Annotated in this window: 13 protein-coding genes; 6 read left to right on the top strand and 7 right to left on the bottom strand. The window is 73.2% G+C overall.

The features are described 5' to 3' along the window. The 3 genes from RISW2_RS17080 to RISW2_RS17070 form a co-directional block, all read right to left on the bottom strand. On the bottom strand, window positions 1-641 hold a 641-nt coding region (locus RISW2_RS17080; RefSeq protein WP_043773453.1), incomplete at its 3' end, for a transglycosylase domain-containing protein. Beyond that, the gene (locus tag RISW2_RS17075; protein ID WP_043773451.1) at window positions 631-1191 is read right to left on the bottom strand and encodes a putative glycolipid-binding domain-containing protein; all 561 of its coding nucleotides are present in this window, start codon (window positions 1189-1191) and stop codon (window positions 631-633) included. The genes RISW2_RS17080 and RISW2_RS17075, both read right to left, overlap by 11 nt. Further along, on the bottom strand, window positions 1188-6617 hold the full coding sequence (locus RISW2_RS17070) for an alpha-2-macroglobulin family protein (protein WP_043773450.1): 5430 nt from the start codon (window positions 6615-6617) through the stop codon (window positions 1188-1190). Before RISW2_RS17070 ends, RISW2_RS17075 begins: the two co-directional genes overlap by 4 nt. 137 nt (window positions 6618-6754) lie before the next feature. On the opposite strand from RISW2_RS17070, the gene RISW2_RS17065 reads away from it, so the two are divergent. Continuing rightward, window positions 6755-9283, top strand: a complete 2529-nt coding sequence (locus tag RISW2_RS17065; protein WP_043773448.1) for a PAS-domain containing protein — start codon at window positions 6755-6757, stop codon at window positions 9281-9283. Between the two features lie 4 nt (window positions 9284-9287). Here RISW2_RS17065 and yaaA read toward each other — a convergent pair whose 3' ends face one another. The 3 genes from yaaA to RISW2_RS17050 all read right to left on the bottom strand — a co-directional run bounded on the left by yaaA (window position 9288) and on the right by RISW2_RS17050 (window position 12600). Continuing rightward, a complete protein-coding gene (gene yaaA, locus RISW2_RS17060; RefSeq protein WP_043773447.1) occupies window positions 9288-10055 on the bottom strand; it encodes a peroxide stress protein YaaA in 768 nt (255 codons plus the stop codon). A gap of 74 nt (window positions 10056-10129) precedes the next feature. After that, window positions 10130-12190 carry a DNA helicase RecQ gene (recQ, locus tag RISW2_RS17055; protein ID WP_043773446.1) on the bottom strand — a complete coding sequence of 687 codons (2061 nt, stop codon included), beginning with the start codon at window positions 12188-12190 and terminating at the stop codon, window positions 10130-10132. Window positions 12191-12306: 116 nt separating this feature from the next. Continuing rightward, the gene (locus RISW2_RS17050; protein ID WP_043773445.1) at window positions 12307-12600 is read right to left on the bottom strand and encodes a YggT family protein; all 294 of its coding nucleotides are present in this window, start codon (window positions 12598-12600) and stop codon (window positions 12307-12309) included. Between the two features lie 146 nt (window positions 12601-12746). On the opposite strand from RISW2_RS17050, the gene RISW2_RS17045 reads away from it, so the two are divergent. The 5 genes from RISW2_RS17045 (at window position 12747) to RISW2_RS17025 (ending at window position 17256) form a co-directional block, all read left to right on the top strand. Continuing rightward, complete coding sequence (locus tag RISW2_RS17045; RefSeq protein WP_043773444.1) at window positions 12747-13283, top strand: acyl-CoA thioesterase; 537 nt, start codon at window positions 12747-12749, stop codon at window positions 13281-13283. Between the two features lie 118 nt (window positions 13284-13401). Continuing rightward, complete coding sequence (locus tag RISW2_RS17040) at window positions 13402-14763, top strand: MFS transporter (protein WP_043773441.1); 1362 nt, start codon at window positions 13402-13404, stop codon at window positions 14761-14763. Further along, a complete protein-coding gene (mepA, locus tag RISW2_RS17035; protein WP_043773440.1) occupies window positions 14733-15668 on the top strand; it encodes a penicillin-insensitive murein endopeptidase in 936 nt (311 codons plus the stop codon). Before RISW2_RS17040 ends, mepA begins: the two co-directional genes overlap by 31 nt. After that, window positions 15641-16528, top strand: coding sequence for an esterase-like activity of phytase family protein (locus tag RISW2_RS17030; RefSeq protein WP_043773438.1), 888 nt, complete (start codon window positions 15641-15643; stop codon window positions 16526-16528). Before mepA ends, RISW2_RS17030 begins: the two co-directional genes overlap by 28 nt. 98 nt (window positions 16529-16626) lie before the next feature. Continuing rightward, window positions 16627-17256, top strand: a complete 630-nt coding sequence (locus RISW2_RS17025) for a queuosine precursor transporter (protein WP_043773437.1) — start codon at window positions 16627-16629, stop codon at window positions 17254-17256. On the opposite strand, the gene RISW2_RS23605 is transcribed toward RISW2_RS17025, so the two are convergent. Then, window positions 17253-18197, bottom strand: a complete 945-nt coding sequence (locus RISW2_RS23605) for a Gfo/Idh/MocA family protein (RefSeq protein ID WP_051492117.1) — start codon at window positions 18195-18197, stop codon at window positions 17253-17255. The genes RISW2_RS17025 and RISW2_RS23605 overlap by 4 nt on opposite strands. Window positions 18198-18379: the final 182 nt, after the last annotated feature.

Genomic DNA, 18379 nt, shown 5'->3' with positions numbered 1-18379 from the left:
CGGTCGGGCCGGCGCGCCGCCGGCGCCTGCGGCAGCGCCACGAGAAGCGCGGCCTCGGCCGGCGTCAGGCGCCGCGGCTCCTTGCCGAACCAGGCCAGCGCGGCCGCGCGCACTCCCTCGATGTTGCCGCCATAGGGCGCGCGATGCAGGTAGATCGACAGGACCTGCGCCTTGCCGAGCCGCCGCTCGAGCGCCAGCGCCACCCGGACCTGCCGCAGCTTCGACGCGACCCGTCCCGTTCCGCTGTCCTCGAGCAGCCGCGCCGCCTGCATCGAGAGCGTCGAGGCGCCCGAGACCACGCGGCCGTGGCGCAGCGCCTGCCAGCCCGCCCGCAGCACCGACCGCACATCGACCCCCGCATGGCGGTCGAAGCGGCGGTCCTCGTAGGCCATGAGCATCCGCAGGAACAGCGGGTCGACGGCGTCCCGCGACACCGCCATGCGCCAGCGCCCGTCCTCGACGGTATAGGCGCGCAGGAGCGTTCCGTCGCGGGCGCGCACCTCGGTCGAGGTTTCGGGCACGAGGGGCGGCAGCACGGTCGCGTCGATCCAGCGATCGGCCGCGTCGCGCCCCAGCGCGAGCGTCCAGAGACCAAGCGCGAGCAGCAGGGCCCACCGCCCCCGCCGCCTGTCAGAGGGCACGCTCGGCCTCCCAGAGGCCCGGATAGAGCGCGACGAAGCCGGTCTCGGCCACCTTGAGGTCGGTCTCGTAGCCGGTCTGCTCGGCACGGTAGTGCACCACGTTGCCGCGCCCGCGGGTGTAGCGCTGGTCGAGCCGCGACAGGCCCGCGCCCGGATCGCGCAGCCAGGCGGCGCAGGCGTCGATGCCGCCGATCTCGGGCAGGCGCCGGATCGGCATGAGGTTCGTCGCGGGGCTGAAGCCCAGGTCGATGTCGGTCGCCCCCTCCGCCTCGGGCTGCAGCCGGTCGTTCACCCGCCACGACGTGCCCTCGCGCGCCACGTGCAGCGCGAGCGGCGTGTCGCGCCAGCTGCCCGACAGGTCCGCGACCAGCGTCTGCCAGTCCGGGTCGCAGCGGATCACGTAGTCGATGCTGCTCGCGCCCTCGCGCTCGCGGAACCGCGCATGCCCCACCAGCATCCAGCCCGCGTCGTTCTGGACGAGCCGGCAGCGGTCGCGCCCCTCCCGGTCGAGCGCGCGCCAGCGCATGGTGCCGACGGTGCGCCCGGTCATGGCGACACGCGCACGCGGGCGGTCGCGGTGCGGGCGCGGTCCTCGGGGCGGTACATGTCCTCGACGCTCGCCGCCGGATGATGGAACTCGCCGGGCGTCACCGCGCGCAGGACGTAGGCCACGCGCAGCGGCTCTGCGCCCTGCCGGTCGATCGCGGCCAGAAACCGGTCGGAGCGGAACTCGGCGTGCCGCGCCTCGGCGCTGTCGATCCAGTCGAGCGCCGAGATGTCGCCGGCACGCAGGAGCGCGGGATTGTCGATCTCGAACCCCGCGGGCAGCGGGTCGTCGATCATCAGCCGCGCCGCGCCGTCCGAGGCGGGCCTGACGGTCAGCACGGCAACGAGCCGCGTGCCCTGCGGCACCGGCCCGGCATGGACGTCGAACGGATCGCCGGTGAGCGTGTAGTAGCCCCGCTCGATCACGTAGCCGGCGCCGCCCGCCGGCGGCGCCACGTCTGGCACGCCGAGCGTGGTGATGGTCAGCGTCACCGGCGCCGCGCCCGCGGGCGTCAGCCGTTCGGGCGGCACGGTGCCCGCGTAGCGGCGCAGGAACGGCCCCTCGGCCGGCACCCCGTCCACCAGCAGGTCCGACGCCGCGCCGCCGGTGCCGGTCAGCGCCTGCGCGGCGAGAAGCGCCCACGCCTGTTCCTGCGTCGAGAGCCGGCCCTCCGCCGCCGCGATGCGGGCGGCGAGCGCGTCGCGGTCGACCGCCTCGGACCGCGCCTCCGAGGCAAGCGTCACGAGACCCGCGGCGTCGCGCAGGGGGCTTCCGAAATCCGGGCGCAGGCCCCGGTCTGGCGCTGCCACGCGCACGCGATCGGCGGCCTGCCGGAACAGCGCGTCGGCACGGGCCTGGTCGCCGTACTGCGCCAGCGCCGCGCCGAGCTGCGCCAACGCCATAGGGGCCTCGAAGGCCCCGACCTTGACGTCGGCGTAGTAGCGCAGGTCCCCCATCGCCGCGCGCCCCTCGCGCGCCAGCACGAAGAGCGCGTAGGCCACGTCGTCGCCGCCCCGGTCGAAATCCGGCGCGTAGGCGATCCGGTTCGCGAGATTGTCGAGCGCCGCATCAAGGGCGCGGTCGGGCACCGGATGCCCCGCCGCCCGCGCCCGCGACAGGAAGTCGGTCACGTAGGCGTCGAGCCAGCCGTCGCCCGCCTCGGCCGACCAGAGCCCGAAGGCGCCGTTCGGGGCCTGTCGCGCCAGCACCTGCCCGATGGCCGCGTCGATCGAGGCACGGATCGCCGCGTCGTCGCCGAGCCCGAGCGTGCGCGCCACCGGCGCGAGCGACAGGAGCGGCAGCGCGCGACTCGTCACCTGTTCGGTGCAGCCGTAGGGATAGGCGTCGAGCGCGGCGAGCAGGCCCGGCACGTCGAACCGCGCGAGCGGGCCCGCCGACACCAGCGCCTCGGCGCTGTCCGGGGCAAAGCCCGCGAAGAGCGCGTCGTCGAGCGTCAGCACCTCGCCGGGCCCGAGCGTCAGGCGCCGGGTCTCGGCGATGGCGGGGTCGTTGCGCCGCACCGGCAGCGTCAGCGACCGGGTCAGCCGGCCGCCGTCGGGCAGCGTCAGCGCCACCGCGATGGCGTGGTCGCCCACCGCCGGCCCGGACAGCGGCACCTCCACGCGCGCGTGTCCGCCCTCCGGCACGTCGACCGAGGCCGGCACGGCACCGACGCCCGGTCCCGTGACCGACAGCGCCATCTCGCCCGACGGTCCCGAGGCATGCGCGAACTCGAGAAGCAGGCGCGCCGTGTCCCCGGGCGCGAGGAAGCGCGGCAGCGCGGCGGTGACCACCACCGGGTCGCGCACCACGACATCGCGATGGGCCGCACCGACGCCGCGGGGCGACCAGGCGACCGCCATCAGCCGCACCGTGCCGTTGAAATCCGGAACGTCGAAGCGCGCCCGCGCGACGCCCGAGGCGTCGACCTGCACCGGTCCCTCGAACATGGCGACCACCGCCTCGGTCGGGGGCGTGCCGTCCATCGACAGGGACGCGCCGCCGTCGCCGCCCGTCCGCACGGTGCCGGCGGCCCCGCTCTGCCCGTCGATGAGCCTGCCGTATACGTCGCGCAGCTCGACCCCCAGCCGGCGCTGGCCGAAATAATGCGCGGCGGGATCGGGCGGGGTGAAGCCCGTCAGGTTCAGGATGCCCGCGTCAACCGCCGCCAGCGTCACCCAGGTATCATCCTCCGCCCCGTCGACGGCGACCGTCAGCGGCAGCGGTGCCCGCGGGTCCGCCGTCTCGGCCGCGTCGATGCGCACCGAAAGCCGGCCTTCGCCGGGATCGACCGCCGCGTGCGCGAGACCCAGCGCCCGAACCGGGGCGCGATCCGCCGCCGCGTCGCGCGGGCGGATCATCTGCACGGTCACGTAGGCACCCGCGCCCCACTCCTCGGTCACGGTCAGCGGCAGGCGCGTCTCGCCCTCGGGCACCGCCACCGCCTGCATCGAGATCACGCGGTCCGACAGGACGCTGACAAGCGCGGTGCCGGGCGCGCGCGGCACGATCCTGAGCGTCGCGGTGTCGCCGGGCGCGTAGGCCGCGCGGTCGAGCGCCAGTTCGAGCAGGTCGGGCGAGGGATCGGCCTCGGCCGTCACCGCCCAGCCCGCGTCGAAGCCGACCGAGCTTGCCACGTAGGGCCCGTCGAGCCGTTCCACCACCAGCTCGTGGCTGCCCCAGTCGACCGGCACCGCCACCCGCTGCGGGTCGTCTCCCAGCATCGCCTCGCCCGAGGCGACGGCGCTGCGCAGGGTGACGGGTTCCCAGTTCCAGGTGCCGTAGAGCTCGTACCACTGGTAGCGCGTCTCGACCCGGTTGAGGGTCCAGCGCACGCGCATGGGCTCGGGCGCGGCCCCGGCGAAGGCCTGCAGGTCGAAGACGGCTTCCGTCCCCTCGGCCACGCGGCCGTCGAAGTCGGGCCTGATGCCGATCATCGGGCCCTCGGGCAGGAGCGGGCGGGTGATGCGGCGCTCGACCGGGCGGCCCGACCCCTCGGACAGGCGCACCGAGGCCTCGGCGCGATAGGGCCGGCCGGCGATCTCGGGCGCGGGCACCGGCAGGGGCAGCGACAGCGTGCCGTCCGCGCCGGTGCGCAGGTCGGCGGGCAGCGACCGGCTGACCGCGTCGGGGACCGCGTCGTGCCGCCCGAACCGCCAGCGCGGCAGCGCCTCGAGCCTGTCGAGCGGGCCGAGCGTCACCGCGCCCTCGACCGGCAGGTCCGCGCCCGGCGCGCCGAAGAGGTAGCGCGCGGCGATCCCGAGCGACGGCGGGGCGGCCGGGTCGATGGGCCCCTCGGGCAGCGCGAGGTCGAAATCGATGCGCTCCGGCACGAAATCCTCGACGAGCACGGTGGCGGTGGCGAGCGGCGGCGCCTCGGTGTCCACGTGCAGCGCGACGCGCCACGTCCCGCGCGGCACCCCGCGCCCGAGCGCGAGGTCAAAGACGTGCCCGCCCGCGCGCGCGTCCGAGGACACGCGGCGCAGGTGCTCGACCCCGTCGGGACGGCTCAGGACCAGCGTGGCGGGCAGCCCGTCGAGCGCGCGCGCACGCGCGTCGCGCAGGAGTGCCGTCACGTGGATCCGGTCGCCCGCGCGGTAGACGCCGCGATCGGTGGCAAGGAAGGCGTCGACCGGCCCGGCCGGTTCGCGGCCCGCGACGCCGCGGTCCGACAGGTCGAAGGCCGGGTCGGTCAGCGACAGGAAGGCCAGGTCGGTTTCGCCGTCGCCCGCGAGCACCAGCGCCGGTGCCGCGCCGTCCGTCCCGCGCAGGAGGCCCGCGTCGAAGGACGCGATGCCGTCGGCGTCGGTCTCCGCGCGCGCGAGCACGCGGTTCGCGCGCGACAGGAGCGACACCGGCACGCCGGCGCGGGGGCCCGCATCCGAGATGCCGCGCACCACGACCGACAGTCCGTCGCTGCCCGAGAACGCCGTGAGACCCAGATCGGAGACGAGGAACCATTGCGTGGCGAGAGCCGCGTCGGGCGCGTCAGGCACAGATGCGGTCAGCGCGAACAGCCCGGGCGCCTGGCCTGCCAGCGCCGCGTCCATCGGCAGGCGCGTCAGCTGGTCGGCATTGAGCGGCGCGGGCACCTCGGCCGTGCCGGTCCAGACCGTCTCGCCCACCTCGCCCGAGAAGCGGTCGAGGCCCCATTGCGACAGCGGCACGCCGAAATAGCCGTCCTGCATGGCGCGCAGGAGGTTGCGGTCGTCGACCCGAACGAGCGCGAGGTCGAGCGTTCCGGCATTCACCGTCTCCACCGGCAGGCCCGCGCCGGGCGCCGGCGGCAGCACGTAGGCCCGGCCGGGGAACCGCACCGTCGGGGCGCGGTCGCGGACATAGAGCGTGACCGGCACGTCGCGGGCCAGGGTCTCGCCGTCCGCGGCGGGCAGGCCCGAGCGGAAGGTGACGGTGTAGCGCGCGCCGTGGCGCACCCCCGCGACGCAGAGCGCCGTGTCCTCCGGCTGCACCACGAGCCGTGCATCGGGCAGCTGGACATAGGGCGTGTAATCGGTGCCGGCGCGGACGAGGGGGTCCGAGAACTCGGCGCAGATGCGCGGCTCGGCGCGGTCGCTCTCGACCCGGGTGTCGGTCACGCGGAAGCCGTGGCGCGCGATCGCCGCCTCGAGCCGCCCGGCGATGTCCTCGGAGGGAGCGAGATCCTGCGCCAGCCGCAAGGCCCGCACCGACTGCCTGCCGCGGCCGGTCGCCTCGAGCGCGGTCGCAAGGTCCACCAGCGCCACGGCGGCCTCGTCGTCGGGACCGGCGCGCAGGACCGCGTTGACCGCCGCAGACAGCGCGCCCGCGCGCAGCCGCTCGGCCTCGCCGCTGCCATCCGTCCGGGCGGCGTCGGCCAGCAGGCGGCCATAGGCGCGCCAGAGCGCCGAGGCGTCCCGCTGCGCAAGTGCCGCGCCGGTCCAGCGGATCGCGCCCTGAAGGTCACCCGCCTGCCGCCGCTCGGCCGCGGCGGCCAGCAGCGCCTCGGGCGTCCAGTCGCCGGCGCGGTGGCGCAGCCCGAGGGCCGCGGCCTCGGCGCGCGCCGCCTCGAAATCCTCGGGCTGCAGGAACTCGAGCGTGGCCGCCCTGTCCCGCGCCTGCGCCTGCGCCTGCGGGGAGGTCGCGCGGATCTCGCCCGAGACGGCGCCCGCGAAAGGCTGGCGGTCGCGCACGCCGGTCTTCGGAAAGCAGGCTTGCGCGCGGGTGTTGTAGGTGAAGGCACCGCAGGACGCGTCGTTCAGGCACTGCCGCTCGCAGGCCTCGAGCGTGGTGTCGTAGAGGGGCTGCAGGTCCGAGCCGTAGAAGTCCACGTCCCCCGTCACGACGCTGCGGCGCTCGGGCAGGAGCGGCGCGTCCTGCGCACCGGCCGGACCGGCATGGCCTCCCGCGACGAGGCCGAGCGCCACGAGCGCGACTGACAGGTACCGGCGCATGCGGGGCCTCCCTTTGACCCGGTTCAGACCCGCAGCGTGCCACGCGGCGGCCGCGGCGCGCAACGATTCCCGCGCCTTAAGCCATTCTTCACCGACGCGGCGGAAAACCTGTCCTGTCGTGCGGAGGATCGACGCGGATGACGCTTGCCCAGGCTCTGGCGGAGGAACGGCGCGCACGGCTGGCCGCCGAACGCCTGCTCGAGCAGAAGCGCCGCGAACTGACCGAGGCGAACCGCAAGCTCGGCCTGCATGCGCGCGAACTGAGCGACCAGATCACCGAGACCCGCGCCCGCGTCGCCACCGTCGAGGACGAGAACATGCGCGTCCTGTCCAAGCTCGGCGCCGCACACGAGAAGATCGCCGTGGTCGAGGGGCAGCTCTGGCAGGCGCTCGGATCGATCCGCGACGGCTTCGCGCTCTGGAGCGCGCAGGGCCTGCTCGAGCTCGCGAACCGCGCCTACCTGTCGGTCTTCGACAACGTGTCGAGCGCCGGGATCGGCGCGCATTACAGCCACCTCGTTGCGCTCATGGTCGAGGAGGGAATCGCCGACCTGCAGGGCATGCCGCCCGCCGAGTGGACCGCGATGATGCATGCGGGATGGGAGGCCGAGGCGCTGCGCCCGGTCACGATAAGGCTCTGGACCGGCCAGTTCGTGAAGATGATCAACCGCCGCACCCCGGGCGGCGGCGTCGTCAGCCTTGTCGTCGACATGACCGACCTCATGCGGATGTGGTCGGCGGTGCAGGAGCTGCCCGACGGCTTCGTGCTGTATGACGCCGAGGACCGGCTCGTGACCTGCAACGCGCGCTACCGCGCGCTCTATGCCGCGAGCGCGCCCGCGATGACGCCCGGCACCCCCTTCGAGGACATCCTGCGCCACGGGCTCGCCCACGGGCAATATGCCGATGCCGCCGGCCACGAGGAGGAATGGCTCGAGCAGCGCCTCGCCCAGCGGCGCAATCCCCAGACCGTGCTGGAACAGGAACTGGGCGACGGCCGCTGGCTGCGCGTCTTCGAGAAGCAGACGTCGGACGGCGGCCGGGTCGGGCTCAGGGTCGACATCACCGACCTGAAGCGCGTGCAGCGCGACCTCGAACGCGCGACCGAACGCGCCGAGGCCGCGAACCGCGCCAAGTCCGCCTTTCTCGCCAACATGAGCCACGAGATCCGCACTCCCATGAACGGCGTCGTCGGCATGGCCGAGCTGCTGATGGAGACCGCCCTCAGCGACGAGCAGCGGCTCTTTGCCGAGACCATCCGCAATTCGGGCGAGGCGCTGCTGGCGCTCATCAACGACGTGCTCGACTATTCCAAGATCGAGGCGGAGCGCATGGTCCTGCGTGCCGAGGGCTTCGACCTCGAGGCGGTGCTGCTCGACGTCTTCGTGCTGCTGCAGCCCGCGGCGCGGGCCAAGGGGCTCGCCATGCTGCTCGACTACGACATGGACCTGCCCGCGCGGTTCGTGGGCGACGCGGCGCGGATCCGCCAGGTGCTGACGAACCTCCTCGGGAACGCGGTGAAGTTCACGCCGCGGGGGCACGTCCTCGCGCGGGTGACCGGCCGTCCGCAGGGGCGCGGGACGCTGCGCCTGTCGCTCTCGGTCGAGGACACGGGCATCGGCATTCCCGCGGACCGCATCGAGCACGTGTTCGGGGAGTTCAACCAGGTGGAGGACGACCGCAACCGGCAGTTCGAGGGCACGGGGCTCGGCCTAGCCATCACGCGCCGGCTGATCGCGCTCATGGGCGGCGAGATCTGGGTGCGGTCGGACGTGGGCCGGGGGTCCTGCTTCGGCGTCACGCTCGACCTGCCCGCCGAGGCCGAGGCCGAACCCGCGCGCCCGTCCCTGCCGCGGGTGCGCCATGCCCTGCTGGTGGACCCCTCGGCGCCCGCGCGAGAGATCGTCGCGCGGCAGCTCGGCGCGCTCGGCATCCCGGTGACCGCCTGCGCGGATGCCGAGGCGGCGCTCGCCGCCGCAGGATCGGGCGATCCCGACCTCCTTCTCGTCGCGCGGCAGGTCGGCGAGGTCGCCGGGGCGGCGCTTGCCCGGCGGCTGCAGGCGGGACCCGGCCGCCCGCCCGCGCTCCTACTCGCGTCGCTTCTCGACCCACCGGTGACGGTGCCGGGGGATGGCGCACTCGGCGGCACCGTCACCCTGCCCGCGCCGCGGCGCGCGCTGCTCTCGGCGCTGGCGCGCGTCCTCGACCGGTCCATGCCCCCCGGTACCATGCCCCCCGCGGCCCCCGGTCCGGTCGCGGTCGAGGATGCGGGCGGCCCCGCCGTGCCCGACATCCTGGTGGCCGAGGACAACCGCACGAACCAGCTTGTCTTCCGCAAGATGGTGGCGGGCCGGCGGCTCGACCTGCGCTTCGCCGCGAACGGCATCGAGGCGGTGGAGGCGTTCCGCACCCGCCGGCCCGACCTCGTCTTCATGGACATCTCGATGCCGCAGATGGATGGCAAGGAGGCGACGCGCCGGATCCGCGCGCTCGAGCATGGCCGACCGCCGGTGCCGATCATCGCGGTGACCGCGCACGCGCTCGAGGGCGACCGCGACGCGATCCTCGCCGCGGGGCTCGACGGCTACCTGACGAAACCGCTGCGCAAGGACGCGCTGCTCGCCGTGCTCGACCGCTACTGCACGGCGCCGCCTGTGGACGCCTGAACGCTCAGGCGGCCGCGCGGACGAAGACCGGGGCGTCGGGTTCCGACAGGTCCGCGCGGTAGGCATAGCCGCCGGTGTCGAAATCGCGCAGCGCCTCCGGGTCGGTCAGCCGGTGCGTCACGATGAACCGCGCCATCGCGCCGCGCGCCCGCTTGGCGTAGAAGCTGACGACCTTGGGCGTGCCGCCCTTGTCCTCGAGGAAGTGCGGCGTGATCACGCGCAGCTTCAGCGCCCGGGCCGGGACGGCGCCGAAATATTCCTGGCTCGCGCAGTTCACGAGCGTGTCGGTGCCGATCTCCGCCGCGGTCTCGTTCAGTGCCTGCGCCAGCGTCTCGCGCCAGTAGGCATAGAGCGTGTCGCCCCGCCGCGTCCGCAGCCGCGACCCCATCTCGAGCCGGTAGGGCTGGATCGCGTCGAGCGGCCGGAGGAGCCCGTAGAGCCCCGACAGGATCCGCAGCCGCGCCTGCGCCCAGTCGAGTTCGTCCGCGTCGAGCGAGGTCGCCTCGAGCCCCTGGTAGGTGTCGCCGGCGAAGGCCAGCGCCGCCGGCCGCAGCGCGTCGGCATCGGGCGCGTCCGAGAAGGCGCGGAACCGGTCGCGGTTCAGCCGCGCGAGGTCCTCGGAGAGGTCCATGAGCCTTGCCAGGTCGCCCAGCGTCAGGTTGCGCATGGTGCGCGCGAGCTTCTGCGCATCGGCCTCGAAGGCCGGGTCGGTCATGGTCACGTCACGCGGGCTCCAGTCGAGCCGCTTGGCGGGCGAAATCACGGTCAGCATGGCAGGTCCGTTCCGGTCGGTGTCGCGCCCGATCTAGTCCGGATCGACGGCGCCGGAAAGGCCGGGTCGGGCGGTCAGGCGGCCGACAGGATCGCGAGGAAGGCCGGGCCGAACCGTTCGGCCCGCCGCTCGCCCAGAAGCCGCGTCAGCGCGTCGCTGTCCGAGGGACGCAGCTCGGCCACCCGTGCGAGCTGCGACGCCGAGCACGACAGCGGCTTTTCCGTGCCGTCCTCGCCGCGGGCAAGCTCGGCCTGCGCGGCGAGGAGCTGGTCGTAGAGCGCGCCTGCCCCGCCGCCCGCGAGCTTGCGCCGCGCCGGGTGAGCGGGTGCGGCCGGCTCGCCGCCGATCACCTCGAGGAAGGCCGCGCCGTAGCGTTCGAGCTTCTTCGCGCCGACGCCCGAGATGCGCGCCATGTCGTCGAGGCTCGCCGGCCGCGCCTCGGCCATCTCGATCAGCGTGCGGTCGGGAAAGATCACGTAGGCCGGCACGCGCGCGGCCTCGGCCAGGGCGCGGCGCTTGGCCTTGAGCGCCGACAGGAGCGGCGCGTCCTCGTCCGAGACGAGCGTGCGAACCGCCGGCCGCGACGCGCGCGCCACGTCGATCGTGTCGCGCCGCAGGCGGATCGTCGCCTCGCCCCGCAGGATCGGGCGCGCCGCCTCGGTCATCCAGAGCGCGCCGTGCCGTTCGGGGTCGGGCCGGATCAGGTCGCGCCCCATCATCTGCCGGAACACCGCCTGCCACTGGCTGCGGCTCAGGTCGCGCCCGACCCCGAAGGTCGGCAGCGTGTCGTGTCCGCGCTGGCTGACCTTGTCCGTCACGGTCCCGGTCAGGATGTCCACGAGGTGCCCTGCGCCGAAGCTCTCGCCCGTGCGCAGCGCCGCCGACAGCGCCTTGCGCACCGCCTCGGTGCCGTCGAAGGTCTCGGGCGGCGTGTCGCAGAGGTCGCAATGTCCGCAGCCCGCCTCCGGCCCCGTCTCGCCGAAATAGGACAGGAGCGCGCGGCGCCGGCATTCCACCGCCTCGGCAAGCCCGAGGAGCGCGTTCAGCCGGCCGTGATCGGCGTCGCGGCGTTCGGGCGGCGCGGCCCCCTCGTCGATCTGCGCGCGGCGCAGGCGGATGTCGTCGGCCCCGAACAGGGTCAGCGTCTCGGCCGGTCCGCCGTCGCGCCCCGCGCGCCCGATCTCCTGGTAATAGGCCTCGATGGATTTCGGCAGGTCCGCATGGGCGACCCAGCGGATGTCCGGCTTGTCGACGCCCATGCCGAAGGCGACGGTGGCGACCACGATCAGACCGTCCTCGGTGGCAAAGCGTTCCTCGACCGCCCGGCGCGCCTCGGCCTCCATGCCGCCGTGATAGGCGCAGGCGCTGTGGCCCTCGGCGGCCAGCGCCGCGGCAAGGCTCTCTGTCTTGGCGCGGGTGCCGCAATAGACGATGCCCGACTGCCCGCGGCGCGCCGCGGCGAAGGCGAGGATCTGCTTGCGCGGACTGTCCTTGGGCTGGAAGGCGAGGTGGATGTTCGGCCGGTCGAAGCCCCGCAGGAAGGTGCGCGGCGCGGCCCCGTCGAAGAGCCGCGCGACGATCTCGTCCCGCGTCTCGGCGTCCGCGGTGGCGGTGAAGGCGGCGAGCGGCACGCCGAGGGCACGCCGCAGCACGCCGATGCGGAGGTAGTCGGGGCGGAAGTCGTGGCCCCACTGGCTGACGCAGTGCGCCTCGTCCACCGCGACGAGCGACACGCCCGCCTCTGCCAGCATCCGCTGGGTGCCCCCCGAGGCGAGCCGTTCCGGCGCAAGGTAGAGCAGCCGGAGCGTGCCGTCGCGGATGCCGTCGAGCACCGCGTCGGTCTCGTCCGGCGTGTTGGCCGAGGTCAGCGCACCGGCCGCGACGCCCGCCTCGCGCAGGCCGCGGACCTGGTCGCGCATCAGCGCGATGAGCGGCGAGATGACGACCGTGAGGCCCGGCAGCATCAGCGCGGGCAGCTGGAAGCAGAGCGACTTCCCCCCGCCCGTCGGCATGATGGCGAGCACGTTCTCGCCGCTCGCGACGGCCTCGACGATCTCGCCCTGGCCGGGACGGAAATCGTCGAATCCGAACACGTCGCGCAGGAGCGCGGGGGCATCGGCCATGTCGCGGGGCATGTGGCGGAACCTGCGGCTATCGTTCTGGACTGCTCTGATCCTCACGTTCTCACGTCAGGATTCGGTGAACAAGCCCCGAGCGGCCGCCTGCGACGCCATGTGCGGCGCCCCGCGCGTCAGTAGCCGTAGAAGTAGCCCGCGTTGTTGGCGAGGATGATGCGCAGCGCGTAGATCGCGATCAGCGCCACCAGCGGCGCGAGGTCGAGCCCGCCCATGGGCGGCAGGATCCGCCGCAGCGGCCGGTACAGCGGCTCGAGCAGCCGGTTCAATCCGTCCCAGATCTGGGCGACCAGCGGCTGGCGCAGGTTCAGCACCTGGAAGTTGATGAGCCACGACATGATGACGTGCGCGATGATGAAGAACCACACCACGTCGAGGATCAGCATCAGGATCTGGAAGAGCGATTGCATGGGTGCGGAAATCCTTGGCCTGTCTCGCCCGCCGGCCCGGGCGCCCAAGACGTAAGACCGTGGCGGGCCGAGGGCAAGAGTGCCGCAAGGTCGCGGGTTGACGCAGCGGCGGCCGGGCGCGAGCGATGCCGCAAAGGAGATGCCGCATGTACCCGATCGTCCGGTTCGCCAAGGAAATGCTCGTCCACCGCAACGCCCCGCCGCTCGCGGTGGGCGAGGATCACGTGTCGCACCACATCTGCTGGCCCTGGGACCTCGATCCGTGGATGGAGCTCAACAACGGCCGGACGCTCACGCTCTACGATCTCGGCCGCATCCCCATGGCCGGCCGGTCGGGCCTGATCCCAGTGCTGCGCGCGAACGGATGGGGCATCACCGTCGCGGGGTCGACGGTGCGCTATCGGCGCCGCGTGCGCGCCTTCGACCGGATCGAGATGCGCTCGCGGCTCGTCTGCTGGGACGCGCGGTTCTTCTACATGGAACAGAGCATGTGGAAGACCTCGGCCGAGTGCGCGAGCCATGCCATGCTGCGTTCGGCCGTGACGGGACCGAAGGGCATCGTGTCCCCCGCCGAGGTGGTGGCGGCCCTGGGTCTCGACGCGGTCTCGCCGCCCATGCCGGACTGGATCGCCGCCTGGGTCGCGGCGGATGCGGAGCGCCCCTGGCCGCCCATGCGGGACTGACGGCGCCGTTGCCCGCGGGCGCCAGCGCGCCCGCGAAATCGCCGCACCCCTGCCGCGGGCCTTGCGGCGGCGCGGAGGCCGCGCTTTGATCCGCCGCGGGGATATCGGGACGGATGGCATGGGCGGTTCAACGCGAAAGCGGATCTGGGGCTGGTTTTTCTTCGACTGGGCCAGCCAGCCCTACAACACGCTCCTCATCACCTTCATCTTTGCCCCCTACGTCAAGGAACTGCTCGACGACGGGAGCGCGGCGCAGACCGCCTGGGCCGCGGGCATCGCCGTCGCGGGCATCGTGATCGCGGTGCTCGCCCCGGTGCTGGGCGCGCTCGCGGATACCGGCGGCAACCGGCTCCGGTGGATCTGGGGCTTCTCGGTCCTCTACGTGATCGGGTCCGCCATGCTGTGGCATGCGCGGCCCGGCGATTTCGACCTCTTCGCCACGCTCTTCTTCTTTGCCATGGGCCTCGTGGGGATGGAGTTCGCGACCATCTTCACCAATGCCATGCTGCCCGATCTCGGCCCGCGCGAGGAGATCGGGCGCATCTCGGGCAACGGCTGGGCGTTCGGCTATGCCGGCGGCTTCGTCGCGCTCGTGCTCATGCTGCTCTTCTTCGCGGAGAGCGGAACGACCGGCACGACCTTCGTGGGCCTCGCGCCGGCCTTCGGGCTCGACCCCGAGACACGCGAGGGCACGCGGTTCGTCGGGCCGCTGACCGCGCTCTGGTACGTGGTGTTCATGGTGCCCTTCTTCCTCTGGGTGCGCGACCCGCGGGCCAAGCCCGCGCCGAAGGGCGCGGTCCGGAAGGCGCTCGGCGAGTTGCGCCGCACGCTCGCGCGTCTGCCCGAGACCCCGTCGCTCTTCGCCTATCTCGGGTCGTCCATGTTCTACCGCGACGCCCTGAACGGCATGTACGCCTTCGGCGGCATCTACGCGGCGGGCGTGCTTGAATGGAGCGTGGTCGACACCGGCATCTTCGGCATCCTCGCCATCGTGTCGGGCGCGGTCTTCTCCTGGCTCGGCGGGCGGGCCGACAGCCGCTTCGGCCCGAAGCCGGTGATCGTCGCCTGCATCCTGCTGCTGACCCTCGCCGCCGTCTCGACCGTGCTGGTCAGCCGGCAGAGCCTCTTCCTCGTGCCGCTGCCCGAGGGCTCGGCCCTGCCCGACATCGCCTTCTACGCGATCGGCGCGCTGATCGGCGCGGCGGGCGGGGCGCTGCAATCGGCGTCGCGCACCATGATGGTCCGGCAGGCCCGCCCCGACCGCATGACCGAGGCGTTCGGCCTCTACGCGCTCGCGGGAAAGGCCACCTCGTTCCTCGCCCCCACGCTCATCGGGATCGTCACCTGGGTGACCGGATCGCAGCAGATGGGCGTTTCTCCCCTCATTCTCCTTTTCGCGGTCGGGCTCGGTCTGCTACTTTGGGTCAAACCCGACGGAGATCGAGCAGTATGGTCCGAATCCCAATCCTCGCCGCGCTGACGCTGGCGCTCGCCGCCTGCGGCGGCGACAACCGTTCCGCGAACCTGCAGGCGGCGGCGAGCGGCCCGCGCGCCGCGCCCGTCGCCACCTCGGCGGTCCTGTCCACCCGCAGCGCCAAGCAGCTCTTCGGGTCCGAACAGACCGGGTCCACGCACCGCGCCGAACCGATCGGCTTCTATTCCAAGGGCTGCGCGGCCGGCAACGTGCAGCTGGCCGAGACCGGTCCCACCTGGCAGGCGATGCGGCTCTCGCGCAACCGCAACTGGGGCCAGCCGATCCTGATCGACTTCCTGCAGGACCTGAGCCGGGTCGCGGCGCGGCAGCCGGGCGGTGCGGGCCTCTACATCGGCGACCTGGCCCAGCCCAAGGGCGGGCCGATGCTGACCGGGCATGCAAGCCACCAAGTCGGCCTCGACGCCGACATCTGGCTGATGCAGGCCGACCGGCTGAACCTCTCGACGACCGAGCGCGAGAATCTCTCTGCGGTGTCCTTCCGCCGTGCCAGCGGCGCCTACGTGAACAACCTCTGGAGCCGCGCGCAGCACGAGACCATCAAGGCCGCGGCGCAGGATCCGCGCGTCGCGCGCATCTTCATCTTCCCCGGCGCCAAGGTGCAGATGTGCAACGACGAGACCGGCGACCGGTCGTGGCTGCGCAAGGTGCGTCCCATCGGCGGGCACCACTACCATTTCCACGTCCGGCTGGGCTGCCCGGCGGGCGCGACCAGCTGCGTCGAGCAGGAGGCCCCGCCCCCGGGCGACGGCTGCGCCGAAGCGCAGCAATGGGTGAACAACATCCTGAACCCGCCGCCGCCCGATCCGACCTACGTGCCGCCGCCGCCGCGGCCCGACCTGACCCTCGCTGACCTGCCCGCGCAATGCTCCGGCGTCCTGGCCTCGCGCTAGGCGCGGGGCTGGCGGCGATTCTCGCGCTTTCGTCCCCGGCCGGGCATCCCGGCCAGGCGGCGTTCGTCGGCAGTTTCCGCTGGACCTCAGACCACCCGGCCTTCGGAGGCTTCTCCGGGCTCGAGGTCTCGCCCGACGGGGCGAGCTTCGTCGCGATCGGCGACCGGGGCCGCGTCGTGCAGGGGACCTTCCGGCGGGAGGAGGGGCGCATCGTGTCGGTGGCACGGGGCGACATCCTGCCGCTCCGGGGTCCGCAGGGCGCACCGCTGGACGCGAAGTCCCACGACGCGGAGGGGCTCGCGCGAACCCCGCGCGGGCAGCTCTACGTGTCCTTCGAGGGCCGGCACCGGGTCGCCGCGCTCGATCCGTCCGGGCGGACGCACCCGCTCGACCGGCCGCGCTCCTTTGCCCGTCTGCAGGCCAATTCGGGGCTCGAGGCTCTGGCCGCGGACGCGAACGGCCTGCTCTACGCCATTCCCGAACGCTCGGGCGCGCAGAACCGTCCGTTCCCGGTCTGGCGTTTCGCCGGCGGCGCCTGGCGGCAGGCGGGCGAGCTGCCCCGCAGCGGCGGCTTCCTCGTCGTGGGCGCGGATTTCGGCCCGGACGGGCGGTTCTACCTGCTGGAGCGCGCGTTCACCGGCATCGGCTTCCGCACCCGCGTGCGCCGCTTCGACCATGACCGCACCGGGTTCCGCAACGGCACGACGCTGCTCGAGACCGCGACGCGCCGCCACGACAACCTCGAGGGGCTGTCGGTGTGGCGCGATGCCGGCGGCACGATCCGGTTGACCATGCTGTCCGACGACAACATGCAGTTCTTCCAGCAGACCGAGTTCGTCGAGTACCGCGTCCCCGATTGACCTTGCCCGACGCGGACGGAGCGTTTATGGCGCGCGCTGTCCCGGGCTGGCCGGGACCAAGTCCCCGCAACCTTGCTCAAAACGGGAAAGACAGATCCATGACCCGCGCGCATCTTCCCGGCATCCTTGCCATGGCGGCCGTCGTCGTCGCCTCGAACATCCTCGTGCAGTTCCTTTTCGGCCAGTGGCTGACCTGGGGCGCCTTCACCTATCCCCTGGCCTTTCTCGTCACCGACGTGATGAACCGCGTCTACGGCCCCGGTCCCGCCCGGCGCGTGGTGGTCGCGGGCTTCGTCGTGGGCGTGATCTGCTCGCTCGTCGGCACGCAGATCCAGGGCGAGTTCGGCCCCCTCGTCACGGTCCGCATCGCCATCGCCTCGGGCGCGGCGTTCCTCGCGGCGCAGCTGACGGACGTGGCGATCTTCGACCGGTTGCGCGGCGGACGCTGGTGGCGTGCCCCGCTCGCCTCGACGCTCGTGGGATCGACGCTCGACACCGCGATCTTCTTCACCGTGGCGTTCTCGGGCGCCCTCAGCGTGATCGAGCCCGCGAACGACGTGTCCTGGGCGAACGAGGCGCTGCCGCTCCTCGGCATCGGCCCGGTCGTGCCGCTCTGGGTGTCGCTCGGCATCGCGGACTGGCTGGTCAAGCTGTCGCTGGCGATCCTCGCGCTTGTCCCCTTCCGGATGATCGTGGCGCGCCTGTCGGGGCGCACGCTCGCGGCCTAGGCCCGCGCGAGGCCCATCGCGTCGATCAGGGCATTGACCTCCGCCGCCTCGTGCGGCGGAACGAGCCCCGGCGCCTCCTCGCCGTCGAGCCGGCGCAGGAAAGGCCGGATCCCGTCGCCCGCGTCGAGCACGGCGCGGTCCGGCAGTTCCTCGGGCACCCCGTCGCGGGTCCAGAGCCGCGCCACGCCGTCGCGCAGGTCGGCGCCGCCCGCTGCACCGATCAGGTCCAGCTCGAGCCGCATGCGCGTGTCGGTCCATCCGGCCTCGACCACCGCGGTCGCGCCGCTCTCGAATGTCAGGATCGCCGCGCCGTGGTCGTCGACCGGCCAGCCGAGCACGTTGCCGGTCACCGCGTGGCCCCGCGCCACCGGCCCGAGCATCCAGCGCAGGGCGTCGATCCCGTGCACCGCCTCGTCCACGAAACCGCCGTAGCAGGCGAGGCCCGGATCGGTCATCCAGCAGTCGAGATCGAGCCAGTCGGCATATCCGCCGTCATGCGAGAAGCGCAGCCGCGCCGCCGTCACCCGGCCGATCGCGCCGCCCGCGATCCGCGCGCGCAGCTCGCGCAGCGGGGCGATGGTGCGCATGAAGTACCCGGTCTGCAGGAGCCTGCCCTGCGCTTCGGCGGCGTCGGCGATGCGCCGCGCGGCATCCGCGCTGCCGCCGAGCGGCTTCTCGCAGAAGACGTCGAGCCCCGCGTCGAAGGCGGCGAGGCAATCCTCGACGTGATGCACCGTCTCGGAACAGACGAGGGCAGCCCGCGCCTCGACCGCGCCCGGGCCCTCCACGACGGGGACCGACAGCGCGGCGGCGCAGGCCTCGGCGCGCGCGGGATCGCGGTCGCACACGCCGGCGATGCGCCAGCCGGCCTCGCGCGCCACGCGCAGGTGATCGGGAAGGTGGACATGGGCGGCGCCCGTCACGATGAGTGTGCGTTCCATGCCACGCAAACATGGCGATCGTGCACATGTTCCGGGCAGAGATCACGCTCCCGCGCGCAGGCATAGGATTTTGTTTGGACAAATCGGCGCGACATGCCACCTTGCCCTTACGGTTTCAACATCAGAAAGGAGGTGATCCAGTGTCGAGAGAAGCATTGGAGAGAGGGATCGGAACAGTGCGG

Origin of the sequence: Roseivivax isoporae LMG 25204, from assembly GCF_000521865.1 — a bacterium.
Taxonomy (GTDB): domain Bacteria; phylum Pseudomonadota; class Alphaproteobacteria; order Rhodobacterales; family Rhodobacteraceae; genus Roseivivax; species Roseivivax isoporae.
This window is presented reverse-complemented; position numbering and strand designations above follow the sequence as displayed.